Below are 23,889 nucleotides of genomic sequence, written 5' to 3'. Positions count from 1 at the left end.
CTAAAAAAAATTGCTGTACCAGTCACCGCGCACTGTAATCGCCACCACGATTCGTGAAAAATCAAACGAACTCCGGCTGACTCGTGGGCCAAGCCGCGGTCAGCACACTGCGTCACGCCTAGGAGTAAGCCTGTTACAGCAAGTTTTCATTGGGTTTACAACCACGTCACCGCTCGCTAAGATGGTCCTGAAATCAAGATTAGGAGATGCTTATCGTGACCACGATCACCGCAATTCACCCACAACCCACCCCAGGCCCAGACGCGACGCACGCCGTCGATCAACTGGTGGCGTCCGCCCAGCTCGCCTTCAATGCGTACCAATCCTTCACCCAGGCCCAAGTCGACGCTGTGTGCGCCGCAGTCGTCACTGTCGCCCGCCAGCACGCCAAGGACCTCGCCTTCTTGGCGTGGAAGGAAACCGGGCGCGGTGTCGCCGAAGACAAGGCGATCAAGAACATCTACGCCAGCCAGTACATCTGGAACGCGATCAAAGACGACCGGACTGTCGGCTTGATCCACGACGACCCCGCTCAGGGCCTGCAACAATACGCCGAGCCCCTCGGTATCCTCGCCGGGATCACCCCGGTCACCAATCCGACGTCCACGGTGATCTTCAAGGCGCTGCTGTCACTCAAGACACGTAACGCGATCATCTTCGGCCTCCACCCGCAGGCGCAACAGTGTGGGGCGGCCACCGTCCACTTGCTGGCCGAAGCGGCGACCAAGGCTGGTGCCCCGGCTGGGCTGATCCAGTGCATCGCCCACCCGAGCCTTGAGGCGTCTAACGCCTTGATGAACCACGATCAAGTCGCCTTAGTGCTGGCGACCGGCGGCCCTGGTATGGTCAAGGCCGCCTACTCGACCGGTAAACCTGCACTGGGTGTTGGTCCTGGCAACGCACCCGCTTACATCGAGCGCTCTGCCGACCTAGAGGCGACGGCTAACGACCTCCTATTGAGTAAGAGCTTCGACAACTCGATGATCTGCGCGTCTGAGAACAGCATCGTCGTCGACCGCGCGATCTATCCTGAGCTGAAGGCGGCACTGACGGCCCGCGGGGCGTATTTCGTTCCAGACACGCAAGTCGCGCAACTGACGGCGGCCGTGATCGACCCAGCGCGTCGGACCGTGCGTGGTCCGATCGCTGGTCAAAGCGCAGAGAAGATCGCCCGTCTGGCTGGACTGACTGTCCCTGCTGGCACGAAACTCCTGATCGCCAAGCTCGACGGCATCGGCCCGCATTTTCTCCTCTCTGGCGAAAAACTCTGCCCCGTATTATCCCTCTACCTCGCCAATGACCAGGCCAGCGCGTTTGCACTGTGCCGCGCCCTGCTGGACTACGGTGGCCTCGGCCACACCGCGGTCATCCACACCCAAGACCCAACGATCGCCACGGCGTTCGGCGAAGCAATGCCCGCGTGCCGTGTCCTGGTCAACACACCGGGGTCGCTCGGCGGGATCGGCGGACTGTTCAACCAGCTCACCCCCTCGCTAACACTGGGGACCGGCTCGTACGGGAAGAACTCGATCTCACACAACCTGACCGATATGGACTTGCTGAACATCAAGACCGTTGCCCAGGCGACCCGCCACCCCAACGACTTGATCGGCGAACTCCGTGACCTGATCCACGCCAAGTGACACGAGTCGTTTTGTTTGCCAAACCCACGGGCCCGCAGTAGACTGCAGGTAATCCAAGGGGAGCTCGCCTGGTGATCGCGTCAGCGCAACGCGGTCGTTCACCGACGGGTAGCCGAAATCATCCAGGGGATATTGCTTCCTCAGTAGGCTAGGCCCGGAGTATCGATACGGTGAGGCGTGATGAGTATGCTCACGTTAGCTGGTCTAAGTCGGATGACACCACCGGGCACAAGGCAAGACGGTGGTGATCGGTGCAACTGCACGCTGCCACGCCAGACGGTCTGAATCTGGCGGGACAATCAAGACGGTGACGCAGACTGACCGCGTCACCACCCGGCCGGTCGATGGCAGACCGTTCACCCCCGGCCGGGCGCCCCCGCGGGGCAGCCGCGGTAGTCAGCCAAAGGCGTCCTCAGGTGCCCTGAGGGCGGCTTTGGTGTGTCTGAAAACCAGAGCGCAGCGGAGGCGAACTTAGGGCGACAGATTGCCTAGCCAAGCGCGTTGACCCCTGGTCTTGGGGTCGGCGTGCTTGGCGTAGCAAGATGCTCGCCCGTTGTCTCCGCGGAGCTCGACGAAACCAGAGCGGCGCAAGGCCGCCCTTAGCGGGACGGCTAGCCTAGCCGGGCGCCTTGGACCGCTTCTGGGTCCAAGGTGTCCGGCGTAGCTGACACATGCAGCGATGCTTCATGTGTCCTGCGGCGTGAGGCGAAGCCGAACGGAAGCAAGACGCGCCCGCGTTGGCCTTGCAGAGCTCGACGGCAATCGGGAAGCAGTCAGCAAGCACCCAACCGTTGGTGAGTCCCCGCCCAACGTCAGCCCAAAGCCGCAATATTGTGCGCATCCCCCGGGCGTGGCCTTGCGTTGGGCCGCCTTAGCCCGCTCCTGGGGCCGCGGCGTCTGGCATAGTTGGCCGCGTGGCGCACAAGATGTCGTCCCCATCAATTGATCAACCTGGTGTACTGAATCATTTATATTGAATATTAATTGCATCTTAATTAGACCTCGCATCACTGGTGAGGCCTATTTTTTTCATTCCGATCACGTTATCCGTCTGTAAACATTCAATCAAAAGAATGTGTTCCGGCCCCTTCAAAGCGCTAGAATAAGGGTAAAGAGCGTGTTCACCACGTCCCACGTACCCCAATCGGCGCGCGATGAAAGGACAGACCACGATGTCAACAACAGATAAACGCACGCAATTCAGCCAGGCCTCGCCAGAAGCAGTCCTGCACGCACTGAACAGCCCTGCGACGGGGCTGAGCGAGACGGAAGCCAAAGCGCGGCTCGCGCGCTTTGGGCACAACACGATCACCCACGCCAAGCAGCGCGCCCAACTGATCGTCTTCCTCAAGAACTTCGGCAGCTTGATGGCAATCCTGCTGTGGGTCTCCGGCGCGATCGCCATGCTGTCTGGCACGCCAGAGTTGGGGGCCGCGATCTGGTTGGTCAATGTGATCAACGGCCTGTTCAGCTACTGGCAAGAGCGGGCAGCGCAAAAAGCCACCGACTCCCTGATGGCGATGCTGCCGACCTACGTGCAGGTCTTGCGCGATGGCCACCTGCAGCAACGTGACGCAACGGAACTGGTCCCGGGTGACATTTTTACCCTTCAAGCCGGTAACGCGATCCCCGTCGATGCACGCCTGCTCGAAGCGACGGCGATGCAGGTCGACCAAAGCGCACTGACAGGTGAGTCGGTGCCGGAATCTAAGACGGTCACCTTCGCCCCTGGTGAAGGTGAATTCGCCGAGTCTAACCTGCTGTACGCCGGCACGACAGTGGGCGCAGGGACCGGCAAGGCGGTCTGCTATGCGACCGGGATGTACACCGAATTCGGCAAAATCGCAGCGCTGACCCAGAACCAGACGAAGCGCGATAGCCCGCTGACGCGCGAGTTGAATCGCCTGACCAAGCAGATCTCACTGATCGCCATCGCGATCGGCGCCGCGTTTTTCCTGGCGGCGATCTTCTTTGTCCACTACCCCGCGGCCAAAGCCTTTATTTTTGCCCTCGGGATGATCGTCGCCTTCATCCCCGAAGGCCTGTTGCCGACCGTTACGCTAAGTCTCGCGCAAGGCGTCCAGCGCATGGCCAAGAAGCACGCACTGGTCAAGGACCTCAATTCGGTCGAGACGCTCGGGGAGACCACCGTGATCTGCTCGGATAAGACCGGCACCCTGACCCAGAACCAGATGACGGTCGAGGCCGTCTGGACCCGTGCGCAGACCTTCACCGTGACCGGACGCGGCTACGTCAACAACGGCCACGTCCAGCGCGGGGATCAGCCTCTGGCCTGGGACGCCGACCCCGACCTTGCGACCCTGATCCGGGTCGTCGCGCTGAACAATGACACAACCGTCGAGACCACCGAAACGGGCAAGCCCGAGCTCCTCGGGACACCGACGGAAGCCGCACTGGTGATCTTGGCGCAAAAAGCGGGCTTCCCGCTGGCCGAACTGGCAGCCAAAACGCCACGGTTGCGTGAGTTTCCCTTCGATTCCGAGCGCAAGCGCATGTGTACCATCCACCAACACGACGCCAAGACGCTGAGTGTCTGCGTCAAGGGCTCGCTGTCCGACACGCTGCCGCAGTGCGAGACGATCCAAGTCGACGGGCATGCACGGCCACTGACGGAAGACGATCGGCGCGCAATCAACGCGGCCAACGCACACTACGCCAAGCTCGGTCTGCGCAGCCTCGCCGTGGCCTACCGTGAGCTACCGGCCGCGCCTGACCAAGCCGCGCAGCTGGACGCGATGACGATCGCCGACACCGAGGCGCACCTGACCTTCGTCGGGTTGACGGTGATGGCCGATCCCCCGCGCCCCGAGATCTACGACGCCGTGGCGAAGTGCCATGCCGCCAACATCAAGATCATCATGGTCACCGGCGACTCAACGCTGACTGCCAAGTCCATCGCCGTCAAGATCGGCCTGACCTCCGACCAAGCGCGGGTCGTGACCGGTAGCGAGCTGGACGCGATGAGCGAAACCGAGCTTCAAGACGCGCTACGCGGCGAGATCATCTTCGCCCGCGTCGCGCCAGAACAGAAGTACAAGATCGTCTCGACCCTGCAGAAAAATGGTGAGATCGTTGCCTCCACCGGTGACGGTGTGAACGACGCGCCGGCACTCAAAAAAGCAGACATCGGCGTGGCAATGGGCGTGACCGGCACTGATGTGGCCAAGGACGCCGCGGACATGATCCTGACCGATGACAACTTCGCCTCGATCGTCGCGGCGATCGAGGAAGGCCGCACCGTTTACAGCAACCTCCAGAAGTTTTTGACCTACATCCTGACCAGCAACGTCCCCGAAGCGATCCCGTCGGTGCTGTTCCTCTTCTCGCGCGGGCTGATCCCGCTACCGATGACCGTGATGCAGATCCTGACGGTGGACCTGGGCACCGACATGCTCCCGGCGCTGGGCCTCGGCGCCGAAAAAGCGGAGCCTGGCATCATGCAGCAACCGCCGCGCGCGAAGTCTGCGCACCTCATGAGCCGCGCCGTGATCTGGAAGGCGTTCGCGTGGTACGGTCTGATCGCCAGCGTGATCGCGACCGGCGCCTACTTTTTCGTCAACTGGCAGGCCGGCTGGCCGAGCCAAGCCTTGGCTGCCAGCGGGACCACTTACGCCCGTGCGACGACCATGGTGCTCGGCGCGATCGTGTTCTCCCAGATCGCCAATGCCTTGAACTGCCGCACCAAGGTGGCCTCGGTCCTGCGCACTGGCGTGTTCAGCAACCACCGGGTCTGGCTCGGCATCGCCTTTGAAGTCGCCTTGTTCTACGTGCTGACCGTGACGCCGGGGCTGCAGACGCTGTTCAACACGACCCCGCTGACTGGTGGGGACTGGCTGGTTCTCTGCGCGATCCCGCTACCGCTGTTTCTGATCGAAGAAGTGCGCAAGGCGCTGGTCCGCAGGCACCGGCACTGAAGCGGCAACCGCAACAGGCCACCAGGCCCCTGATCGGGGCCTGGTGGCCTGTTTGTTACGTCAGCTGTTTCAGGACCAACGGCGCCAGTGCGTCGATCAGCGCGCGACCATCACTCGCGAGCGGCACCGGGGTAGCGTGGACACCGGCCCCATCGACCAGCGTCAGGTAGTCGCCCGCCGGCACGGCGACCGTCACCGCTTCATCTGTCGCGTTGAGCCCCAGCACCAACGAGTCGACTTGAACCACCACCACGCCTTGCGCCGCCTGTAGCACCCGGCTGGATGCGGCCAGGCGCGCGTAACTGGTCTGACGGAGGGCAGGTTCTCGCCGCCGCAAGGCCAGGAGCGCTTGTAGCGCCTGCTGGCTGGCCCGGTAACGATCCGCCAGCGTCCAGTCGATCGCATTGACCGCATCGCCAGCCGCATAGGAGTTGGCCGCGCCGCCTTTGCTGCGCAGGAACCCCTGGCCGAACTGGAAGAACGGAAGCCCCTGGCTCAGCGCGATGATCGCGTTGGCCAGCTCGACGCGCCGCACGCGCTGTGCCTCTGGTTCATCCGGTGCCGTCGCGGCCAGCTTGTCCGCCAGCGTCAGGTTATCATGCGCCTCGACGTACTGCACGACCTGCGTCGGTGCAACATACGGGGCCCCCGCGCCGAGCAGCCCCGCGGCGACCGCGGCGGCCTTGCTGCCATCGCCGTTGACGAAGCCCGGGACCGCCGGGTCGAAGACGCTACCCTTGACCGCGTCACGCACCCCGTCGTTGAAAAATGCGATCCCCGGCAACTTCGCGGCATTCGTCTGAGTCGCCTTGTGCCCCGCCGGCAGCGGCGTGTTCAAGTCCCACCCCTCCCCGAGCAGCAACAGACCCGGCGCAACAGTGGCCAGTGCGGCTTGCACGGCTTGCATCGTCTCGACGTCCAGCACCCCCATCAGGTCGAAGCGAAAGCCGTCGAGCTGATACTCACGCGCCCAGTACACCACCGAGTCCACGATGTACTTGCGCGCCATCGCGCGTTCAGAGGCCAGATCGTTGCCGACGCCAGTCCCGTCGGCCAGTGTCCCGTCGGCGTTGTAACGGAAAAAATACCCCGGCACGGTCAGCGCCAGTGGACTGGTCGTCGGGTCATAGACGTGGTTGTAGACCACATCCATGATCACCCGCAACCCCCGCTGGTGCAGCGCCTGGATCATCTGCTTGGCCTCCAGCAGCCTGATTCTCGGCGTCGCGGGATCGGAGGCGAAACTCCCCTCCGGCACGTTCACATTGACCGGATCGTACCCCCAGTTGTAGCTGGCCTGCGGGTGCGCCTCATCGACAGAGCCGAAGTCAAAAAACGGCATCAGCTGGACATGGGTCGCGCCGCTGGCCACCAGCGCATCCAAGCCGGTCGGGGTCCCGGCAGCCGTATGTGTGCCCGCCTCGGTCAGCCCAAGGTACTGGCCACGGTGGCGCACCCCACTGGTCGGGCTGGCGGTCAGGTCGCGGATGCTGACCTCTGTGATCACCGCATCAGTCGCCGAGCCGAATGGGGGCAACCGCGGGCCCCAGACCGCCGGGCGGACCTGATCAGGGGCCAGCACGACCCCACGGCCGCCGTTGAGCGTCGCCGCCGTCGCGTAGGGGTCGATCGTCTCGTTCGTCGCACCGTCACCGAAGCGCAACCGGTACGTGTAGACCAGCTGATCCTGGTCCCCCGGTAGCGCCAACGTCCAGACCCCGCGGACCCCACGAGTGAGCGCGATGGCACGCACACGCGGCGCGGTGGGCGTCGCGTCGGCGTAGATCACCATCGTCACTGCCGTGGCCGTCGGCGCCCAGAGGCGAAACAGCGTCTGCTGTGGCGCGTAGCGGACTCCGAGCCAGCCATCAAAGGCCCAGTCGGCGTCCACGACGTGCATCATCGCGCCTGTCACCTCACACCTCTGGCCGCGCGGCGATGTTGAATTGGATCGCGGCGAAATCGTCGTCACGGTGCGCCTGGACATACGCCATCGCGTCGCGGTTGACCTGCGCGAGGTCGATCCCCTGCTGCTTGGCGGCAAACAGGCAGCCGCAGTAACACTGACGATAGACGTCATACTCTTTGCACATCGCCACGCTGCGCGCGTAGCCGCCGCGTTTTTTAAAATCGCTTGGCAGGTACGCGACGTCGTAGAGGTGTTGGACCTCCAAGCCGAGTTCGTTGATCACCGCCGAGTTCTTGCTTGGACTGATCGTCAGCGCACTGCCGAAGTAGTCGAACCCCAGCGCTTGAGCCTTGGCGGCAACGCGGTCCAGTCGGTAGTTATAGCAGATACGGCAGCGCGCGCCGCCTTCCGGTTCGTCCTTGAGGTGCTTCGTCACGGCGAGCCAGTCGCTCGGCGTGTACGGCGCCGCAAGGAACTGCACGTGGTTGCCGGTGTTGCGGTTGAAGTCCAAGATGAACCGTTCCTGCACCAGTCGCCGCCGCTCATATTCCATCCGCGGGTGGATGTTGGGATTGTCGTAATACACCGTGACCGCCGCGAACTGCGTGAGGTACTCCAGCGTGTACGTCGAGCACGGCGCACAGCAGCTGTGCATCAGGATCTTCGGGCGCTTGGCCGCCTGCTGCCAGTCGCGGATCACCCGCTGCAAGATCAAGTCGTAGTTGATCTTCTGGCCTTTTTCGAACTGGTTGGCGATCTCCTCATATTCCAGCATCGTGCACCTCCAACTTCATTACGTTCAGTATAGACGAAGCCGAACGACCGCGCAAAAATCAACAGGCGCAGCCGCCGATTTTGGGGGTGAGGCCCCGACCATAAAGTGATAGAATGGTAAGCGGATTCAACCTATATGGAAGCGAAGGTGATGACGATGACTCGTCTCGGCAGTATCGAGGCTGGTGGCACCAAGTTCGTGCTGGCAGTCGCAGATGAAAACTTTAAGATTTTGGCGTCTGAGCGGATCCCGACCACGACCCCGGCGGAATCGCTGGGGGCATGCATCGACTTTTTCAACGCCAACCCGGTGGAAGCGCTTGGGATCGGGAGCTTCGGCCCGATCGGCATTCGCCAAGGCGCCGAAGACTACGGCCACGTGCTCAAGACTCCTAAGCCCGGCTGGGAAGGGGCCGACATCGTCGGTACGCTGACCGAAGCACTGCATGTCCCGATCGCGTTCACGACTGACGTGAACGCTTCAGCCTACGGGGAATACAGCGTCGGCGCCGGCAAAGACGCGCACTCGCTGGTGTACTTCACGATCGGCACCGGTATCGGTGGCGGTGCGATCCAAGACGGCCACTTCATCGGCGGCCGCGCGCATGCCGAGATGGGCCACACCGTCGTGTTGCCGCACCCAGACGACCACTTCGAAGGCGTCTGCCCGTTCCACGGCAACCGCTGCTTCGAGGGCATGGCCGCAGGGCCGTCGATCGAGGCGCGGACTGGCCAGCCTGGCGAGACCCTATCGCGTGACGAGCCCGTGTTCGACTATATCAGTTACTACGCCGCCCAGCTCGCCTACAACACCTACCTCAACTTGGCCCCGGAGAAGATCGTCTTTGGCGGCTCCGTGTTGAGCGAAGCCGAGCTGCCGAAGGTGCGCCACTACTTCGAGCAACTGAACCAAGGCTATGTCGACCCCGGCGATCTGAACGACCTGATCGTCTTGTCCGGCGTCCCGAACAACGGCTCCGCGACTGTCGGCGACTTCGCCATGGCCGCTGCGCTACTCGCCTGATCACGGCTCGCACAAACGGGGCTGTGCCATAACGCGGTTTTAGCCCAGAGTATAAGCGCGATCCCCTGTAAAACCCGAACTTAGGTTTTACAGGGGATCGCGCTTATACGGCTAGGGCGTTGCGTTATGGCACGTAACGTTCTGGAATAGTCGTGCCACCAAGGGTTACGTCACAACTCCGTTCGTGCGTGTGACGCCGCACCCGTCTCGGCGGAAGCATGGCTCAACACACACAAAACCGCCCGCGACCCAATTACAGGTCGCGGGCGGTCTTCGTTGTGTGTCAGTCCCCTAAGCCGATGCGGTCGAAGACCTCGTCGACATGACTGAGGTGGTAGTGGTAGTCGAACGCATCGTCCAGCGCCGCCTGGTCGAGCCGGTCAGTGACGGCCGGATCGGCTTCGAGCAAGGCGCGAAAGTCGCGGTGCTCATCCCAAGCCTGGGCGGTCTTCGGCTGGACCAGGTCGTAAGCCGCTTCACGACTCAGGCCGGTCTCGATCAGCTTCAGCATCACGCGCTGGCTGAAGATCAGGCCATGGGTCTTGTTCATGTTGACGATCATCGCGTCCGGGAATACGTCGAGGTTCGCGACGATCGTGGTGAAGCGGTGCAGGATGTAATCGAGCAGCCCGGTCGCATCCGGCAACATCATGCGCTCCGCGCTGGAGTGCGAGATGTCGCGCTCGTGCCAGAGGTTGACGTCTTCAAGCGCCGGGACGCTGTAGCCGCGCACGATCCGCGCCAGCCCCGAGACGTTCTCGGAACCGATCGGGTTGCGCTTGTGCGGCATGGCGCTGGAGCCTTTTTGGCCGGCGTTAAAATGCTCTTCGACCTCGTGGACCTCGGTGCGCTGCATGTGGCGGACCTGAGTCGCGAAGCGCTCGACAGACGTGGCGATCAGCCCAAGCGTCTGAATGTAGCGCGCGTGCAGGTCACGCGGCAGGATCTGGGTGGAGATCTCCTGGGCGCGAATGCCCAGGTGCGCGGTCACATAGGCTTCGACTGCCGGCGACGTGTTGGCGAAGGTGCCGACCGCACCGGAGATCTTGCCGGCTTCGACTTCGTCTGCGGCCTCTTCGAAGCGCGCCAGATTCCGCTTCATCTCGGAGTACCACGTCGCCACGACCAGCCCGAAGGTCGTCGGCTCGGCGTGCACGCCGTGGGTACGCCCCATCATCGGGGTGTGCTTGTAAGCCTTGGCCAACGTCGCCAGCGCGTCCAGCAGCGCCTGCAAGTCCTGCCGCAGGATCGCGTTGGCCTGCTTCAAGACGTACCCCTGCGCGGTGTCGACGACGTCGGTGCTGGTGAGGCCGAAGTGGACCCACTTCTTCTCGTCACCCAGCGACTCGGAAACGGTCCGCGTGAAGGCGACCACATCGTGGCGGGTCACCGCTTCGATCTCGTGGATGCGGTCGACGGTGAAGCGCGCGTTGGCGCGTAGCTGCTTGACGTCCGCTTCAGGGATCTCCCCTAACGTCGACCAGGCCTCTGCCGCCAGGATCTCGACTTCAAGCCACGCCTTATACCGGTTCTCTTCGGTCCACACCGCGGCCATCGCGGGGCGGCTGTAACGGTCGATCATGCGAAAATTCCTCCTTATCAGTTCAACGTCTCAGTCATCTCAAGGTGAAAATGGTCGGTCGCCGCCAGCGCTTGGCGCACGCTGGCCGCCGCCCCGAAGATCGTCACTTGCCCGATCAGCGGCGCGTTGGCCGGATAGAATTGGAACTGCCAGTCCGGTTTGATCTGAAGCTGGGTCAGGGCCGCCGCGCGGTCATCGGCGCGCAGCGGGAGCAAAACGCCCGGGCGGACCAACGTGACATTGGGGAGCGGCCACCCCAGTAGCGCGCGCAGGTGCATCTCGTAGGTCGAGGTGCCGGTGGTCGGCAGCAGGACGTGCCCGTTGAGCTGCGGCCCCGGGAACACGCGCTTGACGTACAGTGTGAGTGACGCGGTCATGAAGAACTCGATCCCGAACACGCCGGTGTAATCGAGGTGCTCGGCGATCACGCGCGCGACGCGCGCGATCTCTTCGATCACCGCGCGCCCGCCGCTGGCTGGCACCACCGATGCCTGTAGCGCATGCGCCGCAAACACGGTCTGCACCACCGGCATCACGCGGATCGTCGTGTCGCTTTTGGCCACCGTCACGGCGTATTCTGTCGGGTGGTCCAGCCACGCCTCCAGCACATAGGGCCGCGCGGCGAGCAAGTTAGCCGCCCGCTCGACGTCGGCGGGCTGCCTCAGGAGCAGCTGGGAGCCGACCCCGACGCCTTTTTGGATCGGCTTGAGGATCGCCGGGAAGCCGACGGACTCGATCGCCTTGGTGATGTCGCTGGGTGTGACCACCTGCGCATACGGCAAAATGTTCATGTTCAAGTCATCCAGGAAGACCTTCTCGAGGTAGCGATCCTGCGTGACCGACAAAATATCGACCCCCGACGGCAACTGACGCGCGGTGGTCAGCGTCGCCAACGCCGCGGCGTCCACGTTCTCATCCATGTAGGTGATCACGGTGGCGACCTCTGCCAACCGCGCGAGCGCGGCCGGGTCATGCGCCGCCCCGACCAACGCCATGTCCGCGGCGTCGAGTGCGATATCGCCTTCGTCAGGCGCTAGCACCACGGTGTTGCACCCCAGCTGCTTGGCCACCTCGACGAGTCGAAACGCCAAGATGCCCCCACCGACGATCCCCAGGACTGCCCCGGGCCGAATAAATTCTGTCATTGCCTTGCCTCCGATGGTCGCGCGACGCGACCAGTATTGCCTCTATTGTACCTAGATACGGGCAAAATGGGTAGGCAACGGGTCAATCGCGTTCATTCAGCCCGTCTTTGATCTCCAACTCTGGCTGTTGCTGCTTGGAGTTGAACAGCAGGTTCAGCCCCACCGCGCTGATGGAGGCCATCAGAATCCCCGACGAGAAGAGCAACTGCGCCGTTTTGGGCAAAAACTGCACGATGTCGGGCTGCACGGTGACCCCGAGGCCGAGGCCGATGGAGATCGCCGCGACCAGCAGGTTTTTGTCATTATGGAAGTCCACCTGCTGCAGCATGCGGATCCCCTGCACGGCGACCATGCCGAACATCACCAGCATCGCGCCCCCCAGGACTGGATCCGGGATGATCGTCGCCAGTGCCCCGACCTTCGGCAACAGGCCCAAGAGCACGAGGAAGGCCGCCGAGAAGATCACCGGCTTGCGGGTCTTGATGCCCGAGAGCTGGACCAGCCCGACGTTTTGGGAGAAGGTCGTGTACGGGAAGGTGTTGAACACCCCACCGAGCAGCACGGCCAGCCCTTCGGCGCGGTAGCCGCGGCGAAGGTCATCCTGCTCGATGCGGCGCCCGACGACGTCCCCCAGGGCGAAGAACACGCCGGTGGATTCGACCATCGAGACCAGGGAGATCAGGATCATCGTGACGATCGAGCTCCACTCGAAGTGTGGCGTGCCGAAGTAAAACGGCGTTGGCACGTGGAACCAGCTCGCCTCAGCCACCGGGGCGAAGCTGACCATGCCCAAGGCCCCGGCCAGCACCGTGCCACCGATCAGCCCGATCAGGATCGCGATCGAGCGGACGAAGCCCCGGCCCCAGACGTTGAACGCTAGGATCAAGAGCACGGTGAAAGCGCCGACCGCCAGATTCGCCATGCTCCCGAAGGACTTGGCCGTCGTGTCGCCACCGCCGAGGTTCTGGAACGCGACCGGGATCAGGGAGAGCCCGATCACGGTGATCAGCGTGCCGGTGACCAGCGGCGGGAAAAAGCGTCGCAGCTTCGCGAAGACGCCGGAGATCAAGAAGACGAACGCCCCGGCCGCGATGATCGCCCCGTACATCGTCTGGGGATCGAACTTCTGCCCGATCATGATCAGCGGGGCGACCGCCTGCACGGCGCACCCGAGCACTACCGGCAGCCCGATCCCGAAGAAGCGGTTCGCGAAAACTTGCAGGGCCGTTGCGATCCCACACATGAAGATGTCGATGGACACGAGGTAGGTCATCTGGGCGCTGTTGAAGTGCAGCGACGCGCCGATCAGGATCGGCACGAGCACCGACCCGGAGTACATGGCCAGCAGGTGTTGAAGCCCCAGCACGGCGGCTTTTGGGGCAGAAATATCTGGTTGTTTAGTCAAGATGACCCTCCTTGAGTGCTAGTCTTGGGCGAACACGACAGCGCCGTCGGCAAATGCCTCGATGCGCGCGAGCGATTCCACGTGGATGCCACGCTCGTCAAGCAGCTTGCGGCCCTTCTGGAAGGTCTTCTCGATCACGATCCCGACCCCGGCCAGCGTCGCGTCGGCCTGCCCGATGATGTCGATCAGCCCCTCGACCGCCTGCCCGTTCGCCAGGAAGTCGTCGATGATCAGCACCGTGTCGTCCGGGCCGAGGAACTTCTCGGCGATGGCGATCATGTTGGCCGTCTTCTTGGTGAAGGAGTAGACTTCCGCGGTGTACAGGTCGTCTTTCAGCGTCAGCGACTTGTGCTTACGTGCGAATACGACCGGCACGTGGAACTGCATGCCCGCCGCCAGCGCTGGTGCGATCCCAGAACTTTCGACCGTCAGGATCTTCGTGATCTTCGTGTCCTTGAAGCGGGCGTAGAACTCCGCCCCAAGCGCCGTCATCAGGTCTGGATCGATCTGATGGTTCAGGAAGTTATCGACCTTCAACACGTCTTCGCCTAACACTTGACCGTCCTGTTTGATCCGGTCTTCCAGTAATTTCACCAGTAAGCACATCCTTTATTGAGAGTTAAATTTTACAAATTCTACCACAATTTACGCACTCAGACAACGCGATTCCCTAAAAACGTGTGGCTTTTCGTCAACATGTTCTGGGCATGAAAAAACGGTGAAATCTTGATAAGCACCGGCATCTGCGGATTTTCCCCGTAAAAAAATAAAACCCGATCATTCGGGTTTTAGGCACGTTCCTGCATCTCGGCGCGGTATTTGTCCATCTTGCGCCGGAAGAGCTCACCGTTGCTCGGCGGGGTGTAGGTCAGCACCTGTGCTCCTGCCGCCAGGGTCGCCGCGATTGTCTCGTCGGTCGGCCCACCGGTCGCGATGATCGGCAGTGTCGGGTGGGCGTGGCGCAGGCGGGCGACGATCGCCGCCGTGTCGCGCCCACCCGACACGTTCACCATGTTCACGCCGGCGGCTAAGAACGGCGCGACCGGTTGGTTGACCGACACGACGCTCAGCACCAGCGGCGAGTCGATCGCCGCACGGATCTGGCGCACGGTGTCTAGCGGCGTCGGCGCATTGACAACCATCGCGATGGCCCCGAATGCTTCCGCCAAGAGGCCGATGTCCGCGGCTCGCCGGCCTTGGGTCAGGCCCCCACCGATCCCGGCGAACACCGGGATATCGGCGACCTGGCAGATCGCCTGCACAATCGCGGGGTGCGGCGTGAACGGGTAGACGGCGATGATGCCGTCCGCATCTGTGTTTTTGACCAGCGCCACGTCTGTTGTGAACATCAGGGTCTTGATCCGCCGACCGAGGACACGTAGGCCCGGGGCCGCGTGCATCGCCGTCGGGACCCGCACGATCTCTTGGCGCAGCGGGGACATGATCTCTTGTTTGGCCATAACGCTCCTTTCTGACGGGCACCCGTCAGCCATCGTATTGGGCGAGGTCATAGGTCTCGATCACACGGATCAGCTTGGCGGGGTAGTCGGGGTCGGTCGCGTAACCCGCAGCCTTGAGCGCATACGCCGCGGTCTTATAGTCGCGCGCCTGGCGCACGGCCAAGTACTGATCCTTGTTCCAGTCGGTCCCGTTGACGAACAGCAGTGCGTGCGCCTTCATCGAGGCGACGTCGCTATCGTAGACCTGAAACCGCGCCTTGACGGTCACCCACTGGTCGTTGACATACTCTTGGGTCTCCAGCAGCTTCGTCGTCGACGGATTACTGCCTTTGATCCCAAACAGGTTGTGGTACTGGCTCGCTAGCGTCGACTGGCCCCAGTCCGACTCCAGGATCGCCTGAGCCAGCGTGATGCTGGCGCGAACCTGATACTGCTTGTCAAGCACTTGGGCGTAAGGGGCAAGGCGGCGAATGAACCCCTGCTTCGACTCACGTGCCGCCACGCTTTGGCTGGCGGCACGCTCGGCCTCCTGCGCGAGCTCATGGCGCGTCATCAGCGTCTGCACGCTGACGATGCCGATGCTGAGAAGTATGAACCCGATGAGCAGGCTCACCAGCACCGGTAACTGTTTTTTGCGGCGTTTGGCCATGGCTACCCCTTCGTCTTCAGTTGCCCGCTGGCGCCGGCAGTTGTGCGGCCGCCCATTCGAGCAAGTCGAGCTTCTTCGTCTGGATCTGCTTGGCCACCGCGGTCGGGACCACGAAGTCGAGCAAGTCGACCAGTTCATGGGCCCCGTATTCGCGGCGGATCTGCAAGTGCTGGGCGATCACGCCGTTAGGCTGCTCCGTCGCCAGCACGCGCGTCGTCACGTCCGGCCCCTTGAGCCAGGCCATCGCAATGGTCGCCTTGGCGTTTTGGTAGCGCCACGCGAGGCCCTGCTCGACCGGTTCCGTCTCGTTTTGGACCACCAGCTTGCGCGCCAGCATCCACTCGTAGTCGGTGAATAGATAGCGCAGGCGCTTGCGCTGCGCAGCCGTCAGCGCGGCATCCCCCGCCAGGACCGCTGCAATCGGGATGTGTAGTTGGTGTTCGAGCACCGCGCGCCCGTCGCCGTCGCGCGCTTGCAGGGTCTGAACGGCTAATTCAAGCAATGTCTGATCATTCATATCGATCACCTCTTCTTCTATTGTACCAGAGCTCACCGCAAGTGGTACGATGGAAGCAGTTAGCGTCATCACTCATTGCACCACCTGAAGGAGGAACTCACATGACCACTTACAACTGGGGCATCATCGGCCTCGGCGGCATCGGGAGCCAGTTCGCCGCCACGCTGCCCGCCGACCAAGTCCTTTACGGCGTGGCCGCACACGATGCGACCCGTGCGCAGGCCTTTGCCACACAGTACCACGCCCTGCACGCCTATGCGTCTTACGCCGAGCTGTTCGCCGATCCGGCGATCGATATCGTGTATGTTGCGACCACGCACAACTTCCACTACGAGAACATCCGTGCCGCCCTGACGGCTGGCAAGCACGTCCTGGCCGAAAAAGCGATCACGCTGAACCTCGCCCAGCTGGATGAGCTGATCGCGCTGGCCCAGGCCAACCACCTGATCTTGATGGAGGCCCAGACGATCTACCACATGCCGCTGTACCCCGCCCTCGCCGAGTTTGCCGAGACCAACCGCCTCGGTCGGCTCAAGACCATCAGTGTCACCTTTGGCTCGTACGCCAAGGGCAAACCCAACGGCCGCCTGTTTGCGCCAGAGCTCGGCGGTGGCGCGATGCTCGACATCGGCGTGTACGCCCTGAGTTTTGCCCGCCGCTTCCTGACCGCGACCCCCACACTGGTCGCCACGCAGTGGACCCCGGCCAACACCGGTGTCGATAGCCAAAGCGTGCTGATGCTGAACAATGCCAACCACGAGATGGTCAACGTCGCCTTGAACCTCGAAGCCCGCATGCCCAAGACCGGGATGGTCGCCTACGAGGAAGGCTACTTCACCGTCGACCAGTATCCGCGCAGCGAAGAGGCGACCTTCACCGCGCCGGATCAGCTCACCCAGCGCGTCGCCGCCGGCCAGACCGAACAGGCGATGGCGTACGAGGTCGCCGACATGGTCCAGGCCGTGACCACCGGTGAGAACCCGACGCTGGCCTGGACCCGCGACGTGATGGCGATCATGACCGCCGCACGTGAGGCCTGGGGCTTCCGCTACCCTAACGAGTGAGTCAACAGCACCATGTCGCGCAGCGGGCGGCCATTGACGCGCGGCACTGGCGTGTACTGGCTGAAGAAATCACGCCGCAGGCCACAACACACGAACCCGTTGCGCTGGTAGAAGCGCAGATTGGCGTCCTCTGCGTCCCCCGTTCCGACCAGTAGCGCTGACGCCTGGCCGCGATAGGCTGTGATCATATATTGCACGAGTTCAGAACCTAGCCCACGCCCCTGTTGATCTGGGGCCACGGCTAGGTTTTTGAGTTCCAGCCCGTCGCCGGTCCGACACACCAACGCGACCGCGACGGGCTGACCGGCATCATCGACCCCGCCCCACAGCGTCCCGTGCGCCTCATAGCGCGCCAGCATCGCTGGGTCTTCGTCCCCGATCAGCAGCAGGGCATGCCATCGTTGCCGATCGCCTGGTGCCACCACTTGGATCTTCATCGCGATCACTCCTTTGTGCCGCAATCATACCAGAGCGACCAGGCGGCGTCGAGGCCCAGTCGGTACCGCTAAGCCAAAAGCGCATTCATACGCTATAATCAATTCTATTGCCCGCAGATCGATCCTTGATCCACAATCGACCAGAGTCGAAATCGATGATCACGGTATTTTGGCCGTTATTTATAGATATTGCCGCTGAATCGCTCATCACCCATGCTATATTTAACGTATATAATGTGCTTTTCGATGAGGTGATATGAGGTAAAAATATAAATCAAACGCAGTGCCACGCCATTATTCTGCGCCGCGGGGCCCGGTCTTGATCGTCAAGCCTGTGCCGCCGCGATCCCGTTCTGTCACGCAACGCGCCTTTGGAGGAATCGATTATGGAAAATTTTGCCACCTTGGTCATCTTGGCGGGCTTGCTCGCGATGGGCTATGCCGTCTTTCACCTGATCAAAGCGTTCAGGAGAAAGGCTAGGTTCAAGGTCACTGGCCTCATTGCCGCTGGCGGGTTCGCCCTGATGCTACTCGGCGGGGCCCTACTGAACACGACCGACTACCCAGCGAGACAAGCCGCGCTGGAACAAAAAGCGACCTTAGCGTCATCGCGGCAGGCGTCGACAAGCGCCAAACAAGCGGCGGCAAAAGAAGAGGCGGCGTCCCGCTCGAGCCGCAAACAGGCGACGAAAAAAGCCGCAGTCGCAGCCAGTGCCAGCCGGCAGCGCGCCAAACAAGCCGCGAAGAAAGCGACCAAACAGGCCGCCTCATCCGCCGCTCGCCAAGCGGCGTCAACTCGCTCATCCAGCCGCAAGGCAGCGTCTAGCACGTCGGCGGCCGTCGCCTCATCCCAACAGGCGGCAAGCCAAGCTGCGCAGGCGAGTCGTACCGCCAGCGCCAGTCGGGCGGCCAGCAGCGCGCGGGCCGCTAGCACCAACCGGGCCGCCAGCGCTAGCCGGGCCGCCGCAGCGGCACGCGCAAGGAGCATCGCGGCAAGCCAGTCCAGGGCCGCTGCAGCCAGACGCGCTGCCGCAGCGGCCGCGACGTCTCATCAGCAGGTCAGCCGAACGGTCTACATCGCCCCGAACAGCGGCAAGAAGTATCACTTCGATCGCCACTGCCGCGGCCTGAACAACGCCAACGCTGTGGTCTCAATGTCACTGTCAAAGGCTCAAGCCGAGGGCTACACGCTTTGCGGCTGGGAGGACTGACGGACAGGCGTTATCGTCAGCACACGATGTGGGCCCGAACGTGATGATGTGGGCGCTCAAGCGCACCACCGTCGGTCACCCTCGAGCGGTGGCCGGCTGCCTGCACGCCGATCGGCACACACCCGGATCGCCGTTAAGTCGCCCACTCGACCTCGACCAGATCCATCGCGTCAAAGACCGTCTCTGCGCCGCCTCAGCGGCTTTGCAGGGACGGTCTTTGAGCAGATCAAACCCCGCGACCCGGTACCGGCACCCGGCTGACGATGCGCACAAAAAAAGATCGGCATCCGTTGCATAAGCAACAGCTCTGCCGATCCTTTGTCACCGCTTATTGCAGTTCTTCGCTGCGGGCAAGAAGACTCGAACTTCCACGGGCGCAATGCCCACAAGATCCTTAATCTTGCGCGTCTACCAGTTCCGCCATGCCCGCATGACTCATAAGCACAAGAAATAGTATATTAGGCGGGCAGACTAAAGTCAACGGTTTTTCACCGAAAGTGCAAGAAAACCCAGTCTGTATTCAGTCGAGGGGTGACGCTACCCCCTGCCGGTCGTTTTTGGTATGATAGGCGCAAGACAATATGGAGGCGTATCATGACACGCAAAGGTTCTTCGTATACCATCAGCATCCTTGGGATCTTCGGTGCGCTGATCATCTTGCAGGCCTACATCCCGATGATCGGCTACATCCGCATCTTCCCCGCCTGGCCCGCGATCTCGACCATCCACCTGACCGTCATCCTCGGCGGCGTGCTCCTCGGCGTGCGCGGCGGGGCGGGCCTCGGTCTGCTCTGGGGCCTGATCAGTCTGATCAAAGCCTACACCAGTGCGACGGATCCGATGACCCTATTGCTGTTCCAAAATCCGGTGATCGCGATCGTGCCTCGGGTGATGGTCGGCGTCGTCGCGGCCCTGATCTTCAATCACATCGCCCGGAGCCACCGAACTGGGACTGGCGCCACACTCAAGATGGTCTTCGCCGGCATCGCTGGTGCGCTGACCAACACCGGCCTGGTGATCGCCTTCACCTGGCTGTTCTTCGCCAGCCGCGCGACTCAGGTCGTGCCCGGCGCAGACGCCAGCAACCTCGGATGGCTCCTGATCGCCGCTTTGGCGATCAACGCCCTGGCCGAGGCGACGATGGCTGCGATCGTGACGCCGATCCTCGGCACCGTCTTGTTGCAGGTGCAGCGGCGCCACCGCAAGTGACCAGAACAGATAACTAAGGGGCCGTGACTTTTGTCACGGCCCCTTAGTTATGCCCGACTATTCCAATCATGTGACGTGTGGCCCCGCGCTAATTCATGTGGTCAGCGGCCTGCTTCAGCAGCTTACCCTGCGCTGTGACGGTCTCGAGGTTCGCCGTCACGATCTCCGCCTGCTGGCTGAGTGAGCTCGCGTACTGGTTCAGACGAGACAGCGCCGCATCGACCGCCGACTGATCGGTCGGCGCAGCGGCGACCGCCTTGAAGAACTGCCCTTCGGCCGCGGCCAGCTCCGCGTAGTAAGCGTCGAAAGTCTTATGGTCCAGCTTGGCGAGCTTCAGACTATCCAAAACGCTGGTCAGCTGTGCGCTCGGTAGGTTCTCATTTTGCTGCGAGTTGATCTTGATCAGCTTCGTCGTCGCGGCCTCAAGCTGCTTTTGGGCCCGTTCCAGGCGCTTGAACGCGGCCTCGCGCTTCGCGATCAACGTGGCCGCTGCCCCGGTGGTCGCCAAGTCGGCAGCCGGGGCAGCGGCGTGCGCCTGCTGGAATGTCGACGGGAAGGCCGTGGCGGCGTGATCGATGGTGGTCAGCGCCGCCTGCTCCTGGCTCACTTGGGTCAAGACCGTTGTGGTCGCGTCTTGCAGCTGCGCCTTTTGGTCGAACACGCGCGTCGAGCAGCCCGTAAGGAACAGGCCAAGCGTCAATAGGCTGAGGATCAGTTTCTTCATCGTTGCCCGCTCCCTTCTGTTTCTTCAATCGTAGCCGATTTGGGGACCAAATACCAGACCGACATGTCGCGATCCGATTAAAGCGCCACCATTCATTCAGATTACTAATCGTTTTATAAAAAGCGACCAGTCAGCCTATCCCGACCGGCAAACAACCGTTATTTTGGCGCTTGCCTTGAACCATTTTAGTGATGGTGCTAGAATTTAAGAGTACTTTTTGACTAGCGTCCAAGATCGCCTGGCGGTCGCAAGCCCCTACCCAAAAAGCTACTTTATTATTATAACGCGCCAAGGCGCAAGGAGGATGTTCATTCATGGAACACGGCACAGTTAAATGGTTCAACGCAGAAAAAGGCTACGGCTTCCTCACCCGCGAGGATGGCTCGGATGTCTTCGTTCACTTCTCCGCGATTCAAGGTGAAGGCTACAAGACGCTTGAAGAAGGCCAAGCAGTGACCTTCGAAGTTGAGCAAAGCGATCGTGGCCCACAGGCGGTCAACGTCAACAAGGACTAATTACCCGCCATTAACGGCACAGCAGGGGCGCGAGTTTTGTCGCGCCCCTGTTTTTTGTCCACGACTAGTCCAGCCTCGCGACGGGCCAAAAGTCCGCTTTAGGCCCGCCGCGTGGCTCGCATCTTACCGCGCGGTGCCGCATAATGAACGTAATCACTCCGAAAGAAGGCCTGCTTCATGATCCGACTTGCGACCCTACCAGACGCGGCGGCGATCGCCGCCTTGTACACCGACTTGACCCACGAGATGGCGACCCTGGCCCCGACGGTGATCCGCCCGCTGAATGCGCCGAAGACCGGCTATTTTCGCGACTACATCACCGATGACGCGAGCGGTGTGTGGGTCGCCACCCACGCCGACACCATTGTCGGCTTCGCCTTGGCCGTCACGGCGACGACCGGGGTCGAGGCAGAGGCGGTGCCGCACCGCTTTGCCTACCTGATCGACATCTACCTCACCCCGGCGGCCCGCCGGCAGGGGCTCGGGCACCAGTTATTAGTGGCCGTTGACGCCTGGCGTCAGGCCAACGACCTGGCGTTCCTGCAGCTGAATGTCTTGGCGGCCAACACCGCGGCGCGCCAGTTCTACGCGGCCCAAGGGTTCACCGAGACGACCCTCACCCTAATGCGCTGAGGCGACCAGTTGCAACCGGTGGTGGCACCGCCCGCACACGACCCGAGCTAGGTTCATGCGCCGCTGGCGGGGGTACCGCATCCCGCAGTGGGTGCACCGGTATTGATAGCGCGGTGGCGCCACCGGCGTCAGGCGCGGGGCGAAGCGCAGCCCGCCGACCGCCGCCAGCAATGCCTTGAATGCGCGGTCCTTGTGCTGATAGCCCCGGTGCGCGCGGTACAGGTGGTAGTGGCACAGTTCATGCTTGATGATCCCCGCCTGCACGTCCGCGCCACAGGCAGCAAACAGGTGGGGGTTGAAGTCGAGGTGCTGGTCGCTGAGGTGAAATCGCCCACCGGTGGTGCGCAAGCGGGCGTTGAAACGCGCCTGATGGACGAATGGTCGCCCGAAGGCCTGAAGTGAAAGCGACTCGACGAGTCGTTGTAAGTCTTGATCTGTCATGCGGCCACTGTATCACAAATCACGCGCATTGTCCCGCCCGCTTGAGGCGGGTCTTTGGCGTGGCTGCGAGATGAGAAAACCTGAACGGTTCGGTTAAATTGATTGTCTTTCTTCGAAACGTCACGCTATAATAGGGCCACTAACCGGCTGATCATTCGTTAATTGAGAGGAAGTGCACAAGTTATGGGCGTCATTCGCATCACCAATATGCAGTTTCACACCTACAACGGGGTCTACGCAGAGGAGCGGCGCCTCGGCCAGCGACTGGCCATCGACATCGCCCTGCGTCTGCCGATCGAAACGCAGGTCCAGCACGACGACCTCAGCGAAACGATCAACTACGGCGACGTCTACCGCGAGATCGCCGAGTTCGTGGCGACCCATTCGTACCAGCTGATCGAATCACTGGCCAACCACCTGCTCACCCACCTGCAGGCGCAGTTTGCCGTCCACGGGATCACGCTGCGGATCCGCAAAGGTGCGGTACCGATCGCCGGGGTCTTCGACACGGTCGAGATCGAGGTGAACACCGATGACTGAGGCCTATGTCGCCCTCGGCAGCAACCTTGGGGCACGACTGGCGACGCTTCAAGCGGCGCGCGTGGCGCTTCAGGCGCTACCGGGGCTGAGCGGATTGCGCGCCTCACGCGTCTATGAGACCGAACCGGTCGGCGGCGTGCCTCAAGGCGACTTCCTCAACCAGGTCGTCCGCTTTGACACGACGCAGCGAGCCGACGCCTTGCTCCAGCAACTCCAAGCGATCGAACGCGCGCAACACCGCGAGCGCCTGGTCCACTGGGGGCCGCGGACACTTGACCTGGACCTGCTCTACTACGGTCACCTGGTGATGGCGACCCCCCAATTGACGCTGCCCCATCCAGAGATCGGGAAGCGGCGCTTCGTGCTCGAACCGCTGCTCGAGGTCGCTCACGGCAGCCTGCGGGCCCAGGTCCACCACCTGCTCGCGACGACCCCCGACACCCACTGGGTGCGCCCCTACACTGAAGACAAAGGATGACTGAGATGGACACACACCAGATGGAAACCGCCGTCCACGCGCTTTTGACGGCGGTCGGCGAGACCCCTGATCGCGCCGGCTTGAAAGAGACCCCCGCCCGCGTCGCACGGATGTACCAAGAGGTCTTCAGCGCGCTCGCGCAACCGACCTTCAACGACGCGAAGGTGTTCACTGTCGACGCCGACCCAGGCCTCGTCATGATCCAGCAGATCCCGTTTTACTCCATGTGCGAACACCACCTCCTGCCCTTCTTCGGCCACGTGACGATCGGCTACCTCCCGGCGGACCGGCGGATCATGGGGCTGAGTAAGTTTGCCCGCCTGGTCGATTGGGCGGCGCGCCGCCCCAACGTCCAAGAGGCGATGACCAGCCGCATCGTCACCGAGCTGACCCGGGTACTCGCTCCGCAAGGTGTGGCCGTTACAGTCACGGCACGCCACCTCTGCATGGAGATGCGTGGGATCAACCGCGGTGATCTGTTCACCTACACCTCCCAGTACACCGGGGTGTTCGCCGAAGCCGGTACGATGCGCAGTGATTTTGACCAAGCCTTGAGGCAGCCCCATGACCGACTATGAGCAACTGCGCTAGGCG

At 62.4% G+C, this 23,889-nt stretch carries 23 protein-coding genes and 1 tRNA gene; 11 read left to right on the top strand and 13 right to left on the bottom strand.

The window, feature by feature from the left end; all coding sequences use genetic code 11:
- Positions 1-215 precede the first annotated feature (215 nt).
- Both HII33_RS06055 and HII33_RS06050 read left to right on the top strand, forming a co-directional pair.
- A complete protein-coding gene (locus HII33_RS06055) occupies positions 216-1,643 on the top strand; it encodes an aldehyde dehydrogenase family protein (protein ID WP_343036834.1) in 1,428 nt (475 codons plus the stop codon).
- A gap of 1,172 nt (positions 1,644-2,815) precedes the next feature.
- Positions 2,816-5,578 carry a cation-translocating P-type ATPase gene (locus HII33_RS06050; RefSeq protein WP_179394914.1) on the top strand — a complete coding sequence of 921 codons (2,763 nt, stop codon included), beginning with the start codon at positions 2,816-2,818 and terminating at the stop codon, positions 5,576-5,578.
- A gap of 55 nt (positions 5,579-5,633) precedes the next feature.
- Here HII33_RS06050 and pulA read toward each other — a convergent pair whose 3' ends face one another.
- Both pulA and HII33_RS06040 read right to left on the bottom strand, forming a co-directional pair.
- Positions 5,634-7,481, bottom strand: coding sequence for a type I pullulanase (pulA, locus tag HII33_RS06045; protein WP_179394913.1), 1,848 nt, complete (start codon positions 7,479-7,481; stop codon positions 5,634-5,636).
- 13 nt (positions 7,482-7,494) lie between these two features.
- Positions 7,495-8,262 (bottom strand): epoxyqueuosine reductase QueH, encoded by a 768-nt coding sequence (locus HII33_RS06040; RefSeq protein WP_179394912.1) that lies wholly within the window; start codon positions 8,260-8,262, stop codon positions 7,495-7,497.
- A gap of 150 nt (positions 8,263-8,412) precedes the next feature.
- On the opposite strand from HII33_RS06040, the gene HII33_RS06035 reads away from it, so the two are divergent.
- Positions 8,413-9,285 carry an ROK family protein gene (locus HII33_RS06035; protein ID WP_179394911.1) on the top strand — a complete coding sequence of 291 codons (873 nt, stop codon included), beginning with the start codon at positions 8,413-8,415 and terminating at the stop codon, positions 9,283-9,285.
- A gap of 283 nt (positions 9,286-9,568) precedes the next feature.
- Here the strand turns inward: HII33_RS06035 and purB are convergent, their stop codons facing one another.
- The 7 genes from purB to HII33_RS06000 form a co-directional block, all read right to left on the bottom strand.
- On the bottom strand, positions 9,569-10,867 hold the full coding sequence (purB, locus tag HII33_RS06030) for an adenylosuccinate lyase (protein ID WP_179394910.1): 1,299 nt from the start codon (positions 10,865-10,867) through the stop codon (positions 9,569-9,571).
- 17 nt (positions 10,868-10,884) lie between these two features.
- A complete protein-coding gene (locus HII33_RS06025) occupies positions 10,885-12,012 on the bottom strand; it encodes an ATP-grasp domain-containing protein (RefSeq protein WP_179394909.1) in 1,128 nt (375 codons plus the stop codon).
- An 82-nt stretch (positions 12,013-12,094) separates the two neighbouring features.
- Positions 12,095-13,417 carry a nucleobase:cation symporter-2 family protein gene (locus tag HII33_RS06020; protein WP_281362244.1) on the bottom strand — a complete coding sequence of 441 codons (1,323 nt, stop codon included), beginning with the start codon at positions 13,415-13,417 and terminating at the stop codon, positions 12,095-12,097.
- An 18-nt stretch (positions 13,418-13,435) separates the two neighbouring features.
- Positions 13,436-14,011: a xanthine phosphoribosyltransferase gene (locus HII33_RS06015; RefSeq protein ID WP_179394908.1), complete on the bottom strand. Its 576-nt coding sequence runs from the start codon at positions 14,009-14,011 to the stop codon at positions 13,436-13,438.
- Between the two features lie 194 nt (positions 14,012-14,205).
- Positions 14,206-14,877, bottom strand: a complete 672-nt coding sequence (locus tag HII33_RS06010) for a beta/alpha barrel domain-containing protein (RefSeq protein ID WP_179394907.1) — start codon at positions 14,875-14,877, stop codon at positions 14,206-14,208.
- Positions 14,878-14,902: 25 nt separating this feature from the next.
- Positions 14,903-15,526: a glycoside hydrolase family 73 protein gene (locus HII33_RS06005; RefSeq protein ID WP_179394906.1), complete on the bottom strand. Its 624-nt coding sequence runs from the start codon at positions 15,524-15,526 to the stop codon at positions 14,903-14,905.
- Between the two features lie 16 nt (positions 15,527-15,542).
- Positions 15,543-16,043, bottom strand: a complete 501-nt coding sequence (locus HII33_RS06000; RefSeq protein ID WP_179394905.1) for a hypothetical protein — start codon at positions 16,041-16,043, stop codon at positions 15,543-15,545.
- Between the two features lie 101 nt (positions 16,044-16,144).
- Here HII33_RS06000 and HII33_RS05995 point away from each other — a divergent pair, with 101 nt between their 5' ends.
- On the top strand, positions 16,145-17,107 hold the full coding sequence (locus tag HII33_RS05995; protein ID WP_179394904.1) for a Gfo/Idh/MocA family protein: 963 nt from the start codon (positions 16,145-16,147) through the stop codon (positions 17,105-17,107).
- Here HII33_RS05995 and HII33_RS05990 read toward each other — a convergent pair.
- Entirely contained in the window at positions 17,092-17,544 is a 453-nt protein-coding gene (locus tag HII33_RS05990) for a GNAT family N-acetyltransferase (protein ID WP_179394903.1), read from the bottom strand. The two genes, HII33_RS05995 and HII33_RS05990, sit on opposite strands and share 16 nt — an antisense overlap.
- 386 nt (positions 17,545-17,930) lie before the next feature.
- Here HII33_RS05990 and HII33_RS05985 point away from each other — a divergent pair, with 386 nt between their 5' ends.
- Complete coding sequence (locus HII33_RS05985; protein WP_179394902.1) at positions 17,931-18,755, top strand: hypothetical protein; 825 nt, start codon at positions 17,931-17,933, stop codon at positions 18,753-18,755.
- 345 nt (positions 18,756-19,100) lie between these two features.
- Here HII33_RS05985 and HII33_RS05980 read toward each other — a convergent pair.
- Positions 19,101-19,185 (bottom strand) — tRNA-Leu (locus HII33_RS05980).
- A 164-nt stretch (positions 19,186-19,349) separates the two neighbouring features.
- Here HII33_RS05980 and HII33_RS05975 point away from each other — a divergent pair.
- On the top strand, positions 19,350-19,964 hold the full coding sequence (locus HII33_RS05975; protein ID WP_179394901.1) for an ECF transporter S component: 615 nt from the start codon (positions 19,350-19,352) through the stop codon (positions 19,962-19,964).
- 88 nt (positions 19,965-20,052) lie between these two features.
- Here HII33_RS05975 and HII33_RS05970 read toward each other — a convergent pair whose 3' ends face one another.
- Positions 20,053-20,688 carry a hypothetical protein gene (locus tag HII33_RS05970; protein WP_246287336.1) on the bottom strand — a complete coding sequence of 212 codons (636 nt, stop codon included), beginning with the start codon at positions 20,686-20,688 and terminating at the stop codon, positions 20,053-20,055.
- 314 nt (positions 20,689-21,002) lie between these two features.
- Here HII33_RS05970 and HII33_RS05965 point away from each other — a divergent pair, with 314 nt between their 5' ends.
- Together HII33_RS05965 and HII33_RS05960 are read left to right on the top strand one after the other, a co-directional pair.
- On the top strand, positions 21,003-21,203 hold the full coding sequence (locus HII33_RS05965) for a cold-shock protein (RefSeq protein ID WP_179394900.1): 201 nt from the start codon (positions 21,003-21,005) through the stop codon (positions 21,201-21,203).
- 177 nt (positions 21,204-21,380) lie between these two features.
- The gene (locus tag HII33_RS05960) at positions 21,381-21,836 is read left to right on the top strand and encodes a GNAT family N-acetyltransferase (RefSeq protein ID WP_179394899.1); all 456 of its coding nucleotides are present in this window, start codon (positions 21,381-21,383) and stop codon (positions 21,834-21,836) included.
- Here HII33_RS05960 and HII33_RS05955 read toward each other — a convergent pair.
- Complete coding sequence (locus HII33_RS05955) at positions 21,825-22,277, bottom strand: SprT family protein (protein WP_179394898.1); 453 nt, start codon at positions 22,275-22,277, stop codon at positions 21,825-21,827. The two genes, HII33_RS05960 and HII33_RS05955, sit on opposite strands and share 12 nt — an antisense overlap.
- A gap of 183 nt (positions 22,278-22,460) precedes the next feature.
- On the opposite strand from HII33_RS05955, the gene folB reads away from it, so the two are divergent.
- The 3 genes from folB to folE are packed head-to-tail and all read left to right on the top strand — an operon-like array spanning position 22,461 to position 23,873.
- Positions 22,461-22,817 carry a dihydroneopterin aldolase gene (folB, locus tag HII33_RS05950; RefSeq protein ID WP_179394897.1) on the top strand — a complete coding sequence of 119 codons (357 nt, stop codon included), beginning with the start codon at positions 22,461-22,463 and terminating at the stop codon, positions 22,815-22,817.
- Positions 22,810-23,295, top strand: coding sequence for a 2-amino-4-hydroxy-6-hydroxymethyldihydropteridine diphosphokinase (folK, locus tag HII33_RS05945; protein WP_179394896.1), 486 nt, complete (start codon positions 22,810-22,812; stop codon positions 23,293-23,295). Before folB ends, folK begins: the two co-directional genes overlap by 8 nt.
- 5 nt (positions 23,296-23,300) lie before the next feature.
- Entirely contained in the window at positions 23,301-23,873 is a 573-nt protein-coding gene (gene folE / locus HII33_RS05940) for a GTP cyclohydrolase I (protein WP_179394895.1), read from the top strand.
- The last annotated feature ends 16 nt before the right edge of the window (positions 23,874-23,889 follow it).

Origin of the sequence: Lacticaseibacillus absianus (genome assembly GCF_013407595.1) — a bacterium.
GTDB lineage: Bacteria > Bacillota > Bacilli > Lactobacillales > Lactobacillaceae > Lacticaseibacillus > Lacticaseibacillus absianus.
The sequence above is the reverse complement of the archived record's forward strand: the minus strand, read 5'-3'. Positions and strand labels throughout refer to the sequence as shown.

Excerpts from the sequence above, each read along its gene's own strand:
- purB (WP_179394910.1), bottom strand. The coding sequence starts at position 10,867 with ATGATCGACCGTTACAGCCGCCCCGCGATGGCCGCGGTGTGGACCGAA.
- HII33_RS06000 (WP_179394905.1), bottom strand. The coding sequence starts at position 16,043 with ATGAATGATCAGACATTGCTTGAATTAGCCGTTCAGACCCTGCAAGCG.
- HII33_RS06010 (WP_179394907.1), bottom strand. The coding sequence starts at position 14,877 with ATGGCCAAACAAGAGATCATGTCCCCGCTGCGCCAAGAGATCGTGCGG.
- HII33_RS05975 (WP_179394901.1), top strand. The coding sequence starts at position 19,350 with ATGACACGCAAAGGTTCTTCGTATACCATCAGCATCCTTGGGATCTTC.
- HII33_RS06025 (WP_179394909.1), bottom strand. The coding sequence starts at position 12,012 with ATGACAGAATTTATTCGGCCCGGGGCAGTCCTGGGGATCGTCGGTGGG.
- HII33_RS06050 (WP_179394914.1), top strand. The coding sequence starts at position 2,816 with ATGTCAACAACAGATAAACGCACGCAATTCAGCCAGGCCTCGCCAGAA.
- HII33_RS05955 (WP_179394898.1), bottom strand. The coding sequence starts at position 22,277 with ATGACAGATCAAGACTTACAACGACTCGTCGAGTCGCTTTCACTTCAG.
- HII33_RS05960 (WP_179394899.1), top strand. The coding sequence starts at position 21,381 with ATGATCCGACTTGCGACCCTACCAGACGCGGCGGCGATCGCCGCCTTG.
- HII33_RS05965 (WP_179394900.1), top strand. The coding sequence starts at position 21,003 with ATGGAACACGGCACAGTTAAATGGTTCAACGCAGAAAAAGGCTACGGC.
- pulA (WP_179394913.1), bottom strand. The coding sequence starts at position 7,481 with ATGATGCACGTCGTGGACGCCGACTGGGCCTTTGATGGCTGGCTCGGA.
- folB (WP_179394897.1), top strand. The coding sequence starts at position 22,461 with ATGGGCGTCATTCGCATCACCAATATGCAGTTTCACACCTACAACGGG.
- HII33_RS05995 (WP_179394904.1), top strand. The coding sequence starts at position 16,145 with ATGACCACTTACAACTGGGGCATCATCGGCCTCGGCGGCATCGGGAGC.
- HII33_RS06035 (WP_179394911.1), top strand. The coding sequence starts at position 8,413 with ATGACGATGACTCGTCTCGGCAGTATCGAGGCTGGTGGCACCAAGTTC.
- HII33_RS06040 (WP_179394912.1), bottom strand. The coding sequence starts at position 8,262 with ATGCTGGAATATGAGGAGATCGCCAACCAGTTCGAAAAAGGCCAGAAG.
- HII33_RS05970 (WP_246287336.1), bottom strand. The coding sequence starts at position 20,688 with ATGAAGAAACTGATCCTCAGCCTATTGACGCTTGGCCTGTTCCTTACG.
- folK (WP_179394896.1), top strand. The coding sequence starts at position 22,810 with ATGACTGAGGCCTATGTCGCCCTCGGCAGCAACCTTGGGGCACGACTG.
- HII33_RS05985 (WP_179394902.1), top strand. The coding sequence starts at position 17,931 with ATGGAAAATTTTGCCACCTTGGTCATCTTGGCGGGCTTGCTCGCGATG.
- HII33_RS05990 (WP_179394903.1), bottom strand. The coding sequence starts at position 17,544 with ATGAAGATCCAAGTGGTGGCACCAGGCGATCGGCAACGATGGCATGCC.
- folE (WP_179394895.1), top strand. The coding sequence starts at position 23,301 with ATGGACACACACCAGATGGAAACCGCCGTCCACGCGCTTTTGACGGCG.
- HII33_RS06005 (WP_179394906.1), bottom strand. The coding sequence starts at position 15,526 with ATGGCCAAACGCCGCAAAAAACAGTTACCGGTGCTGGTGAGCCTGCTC.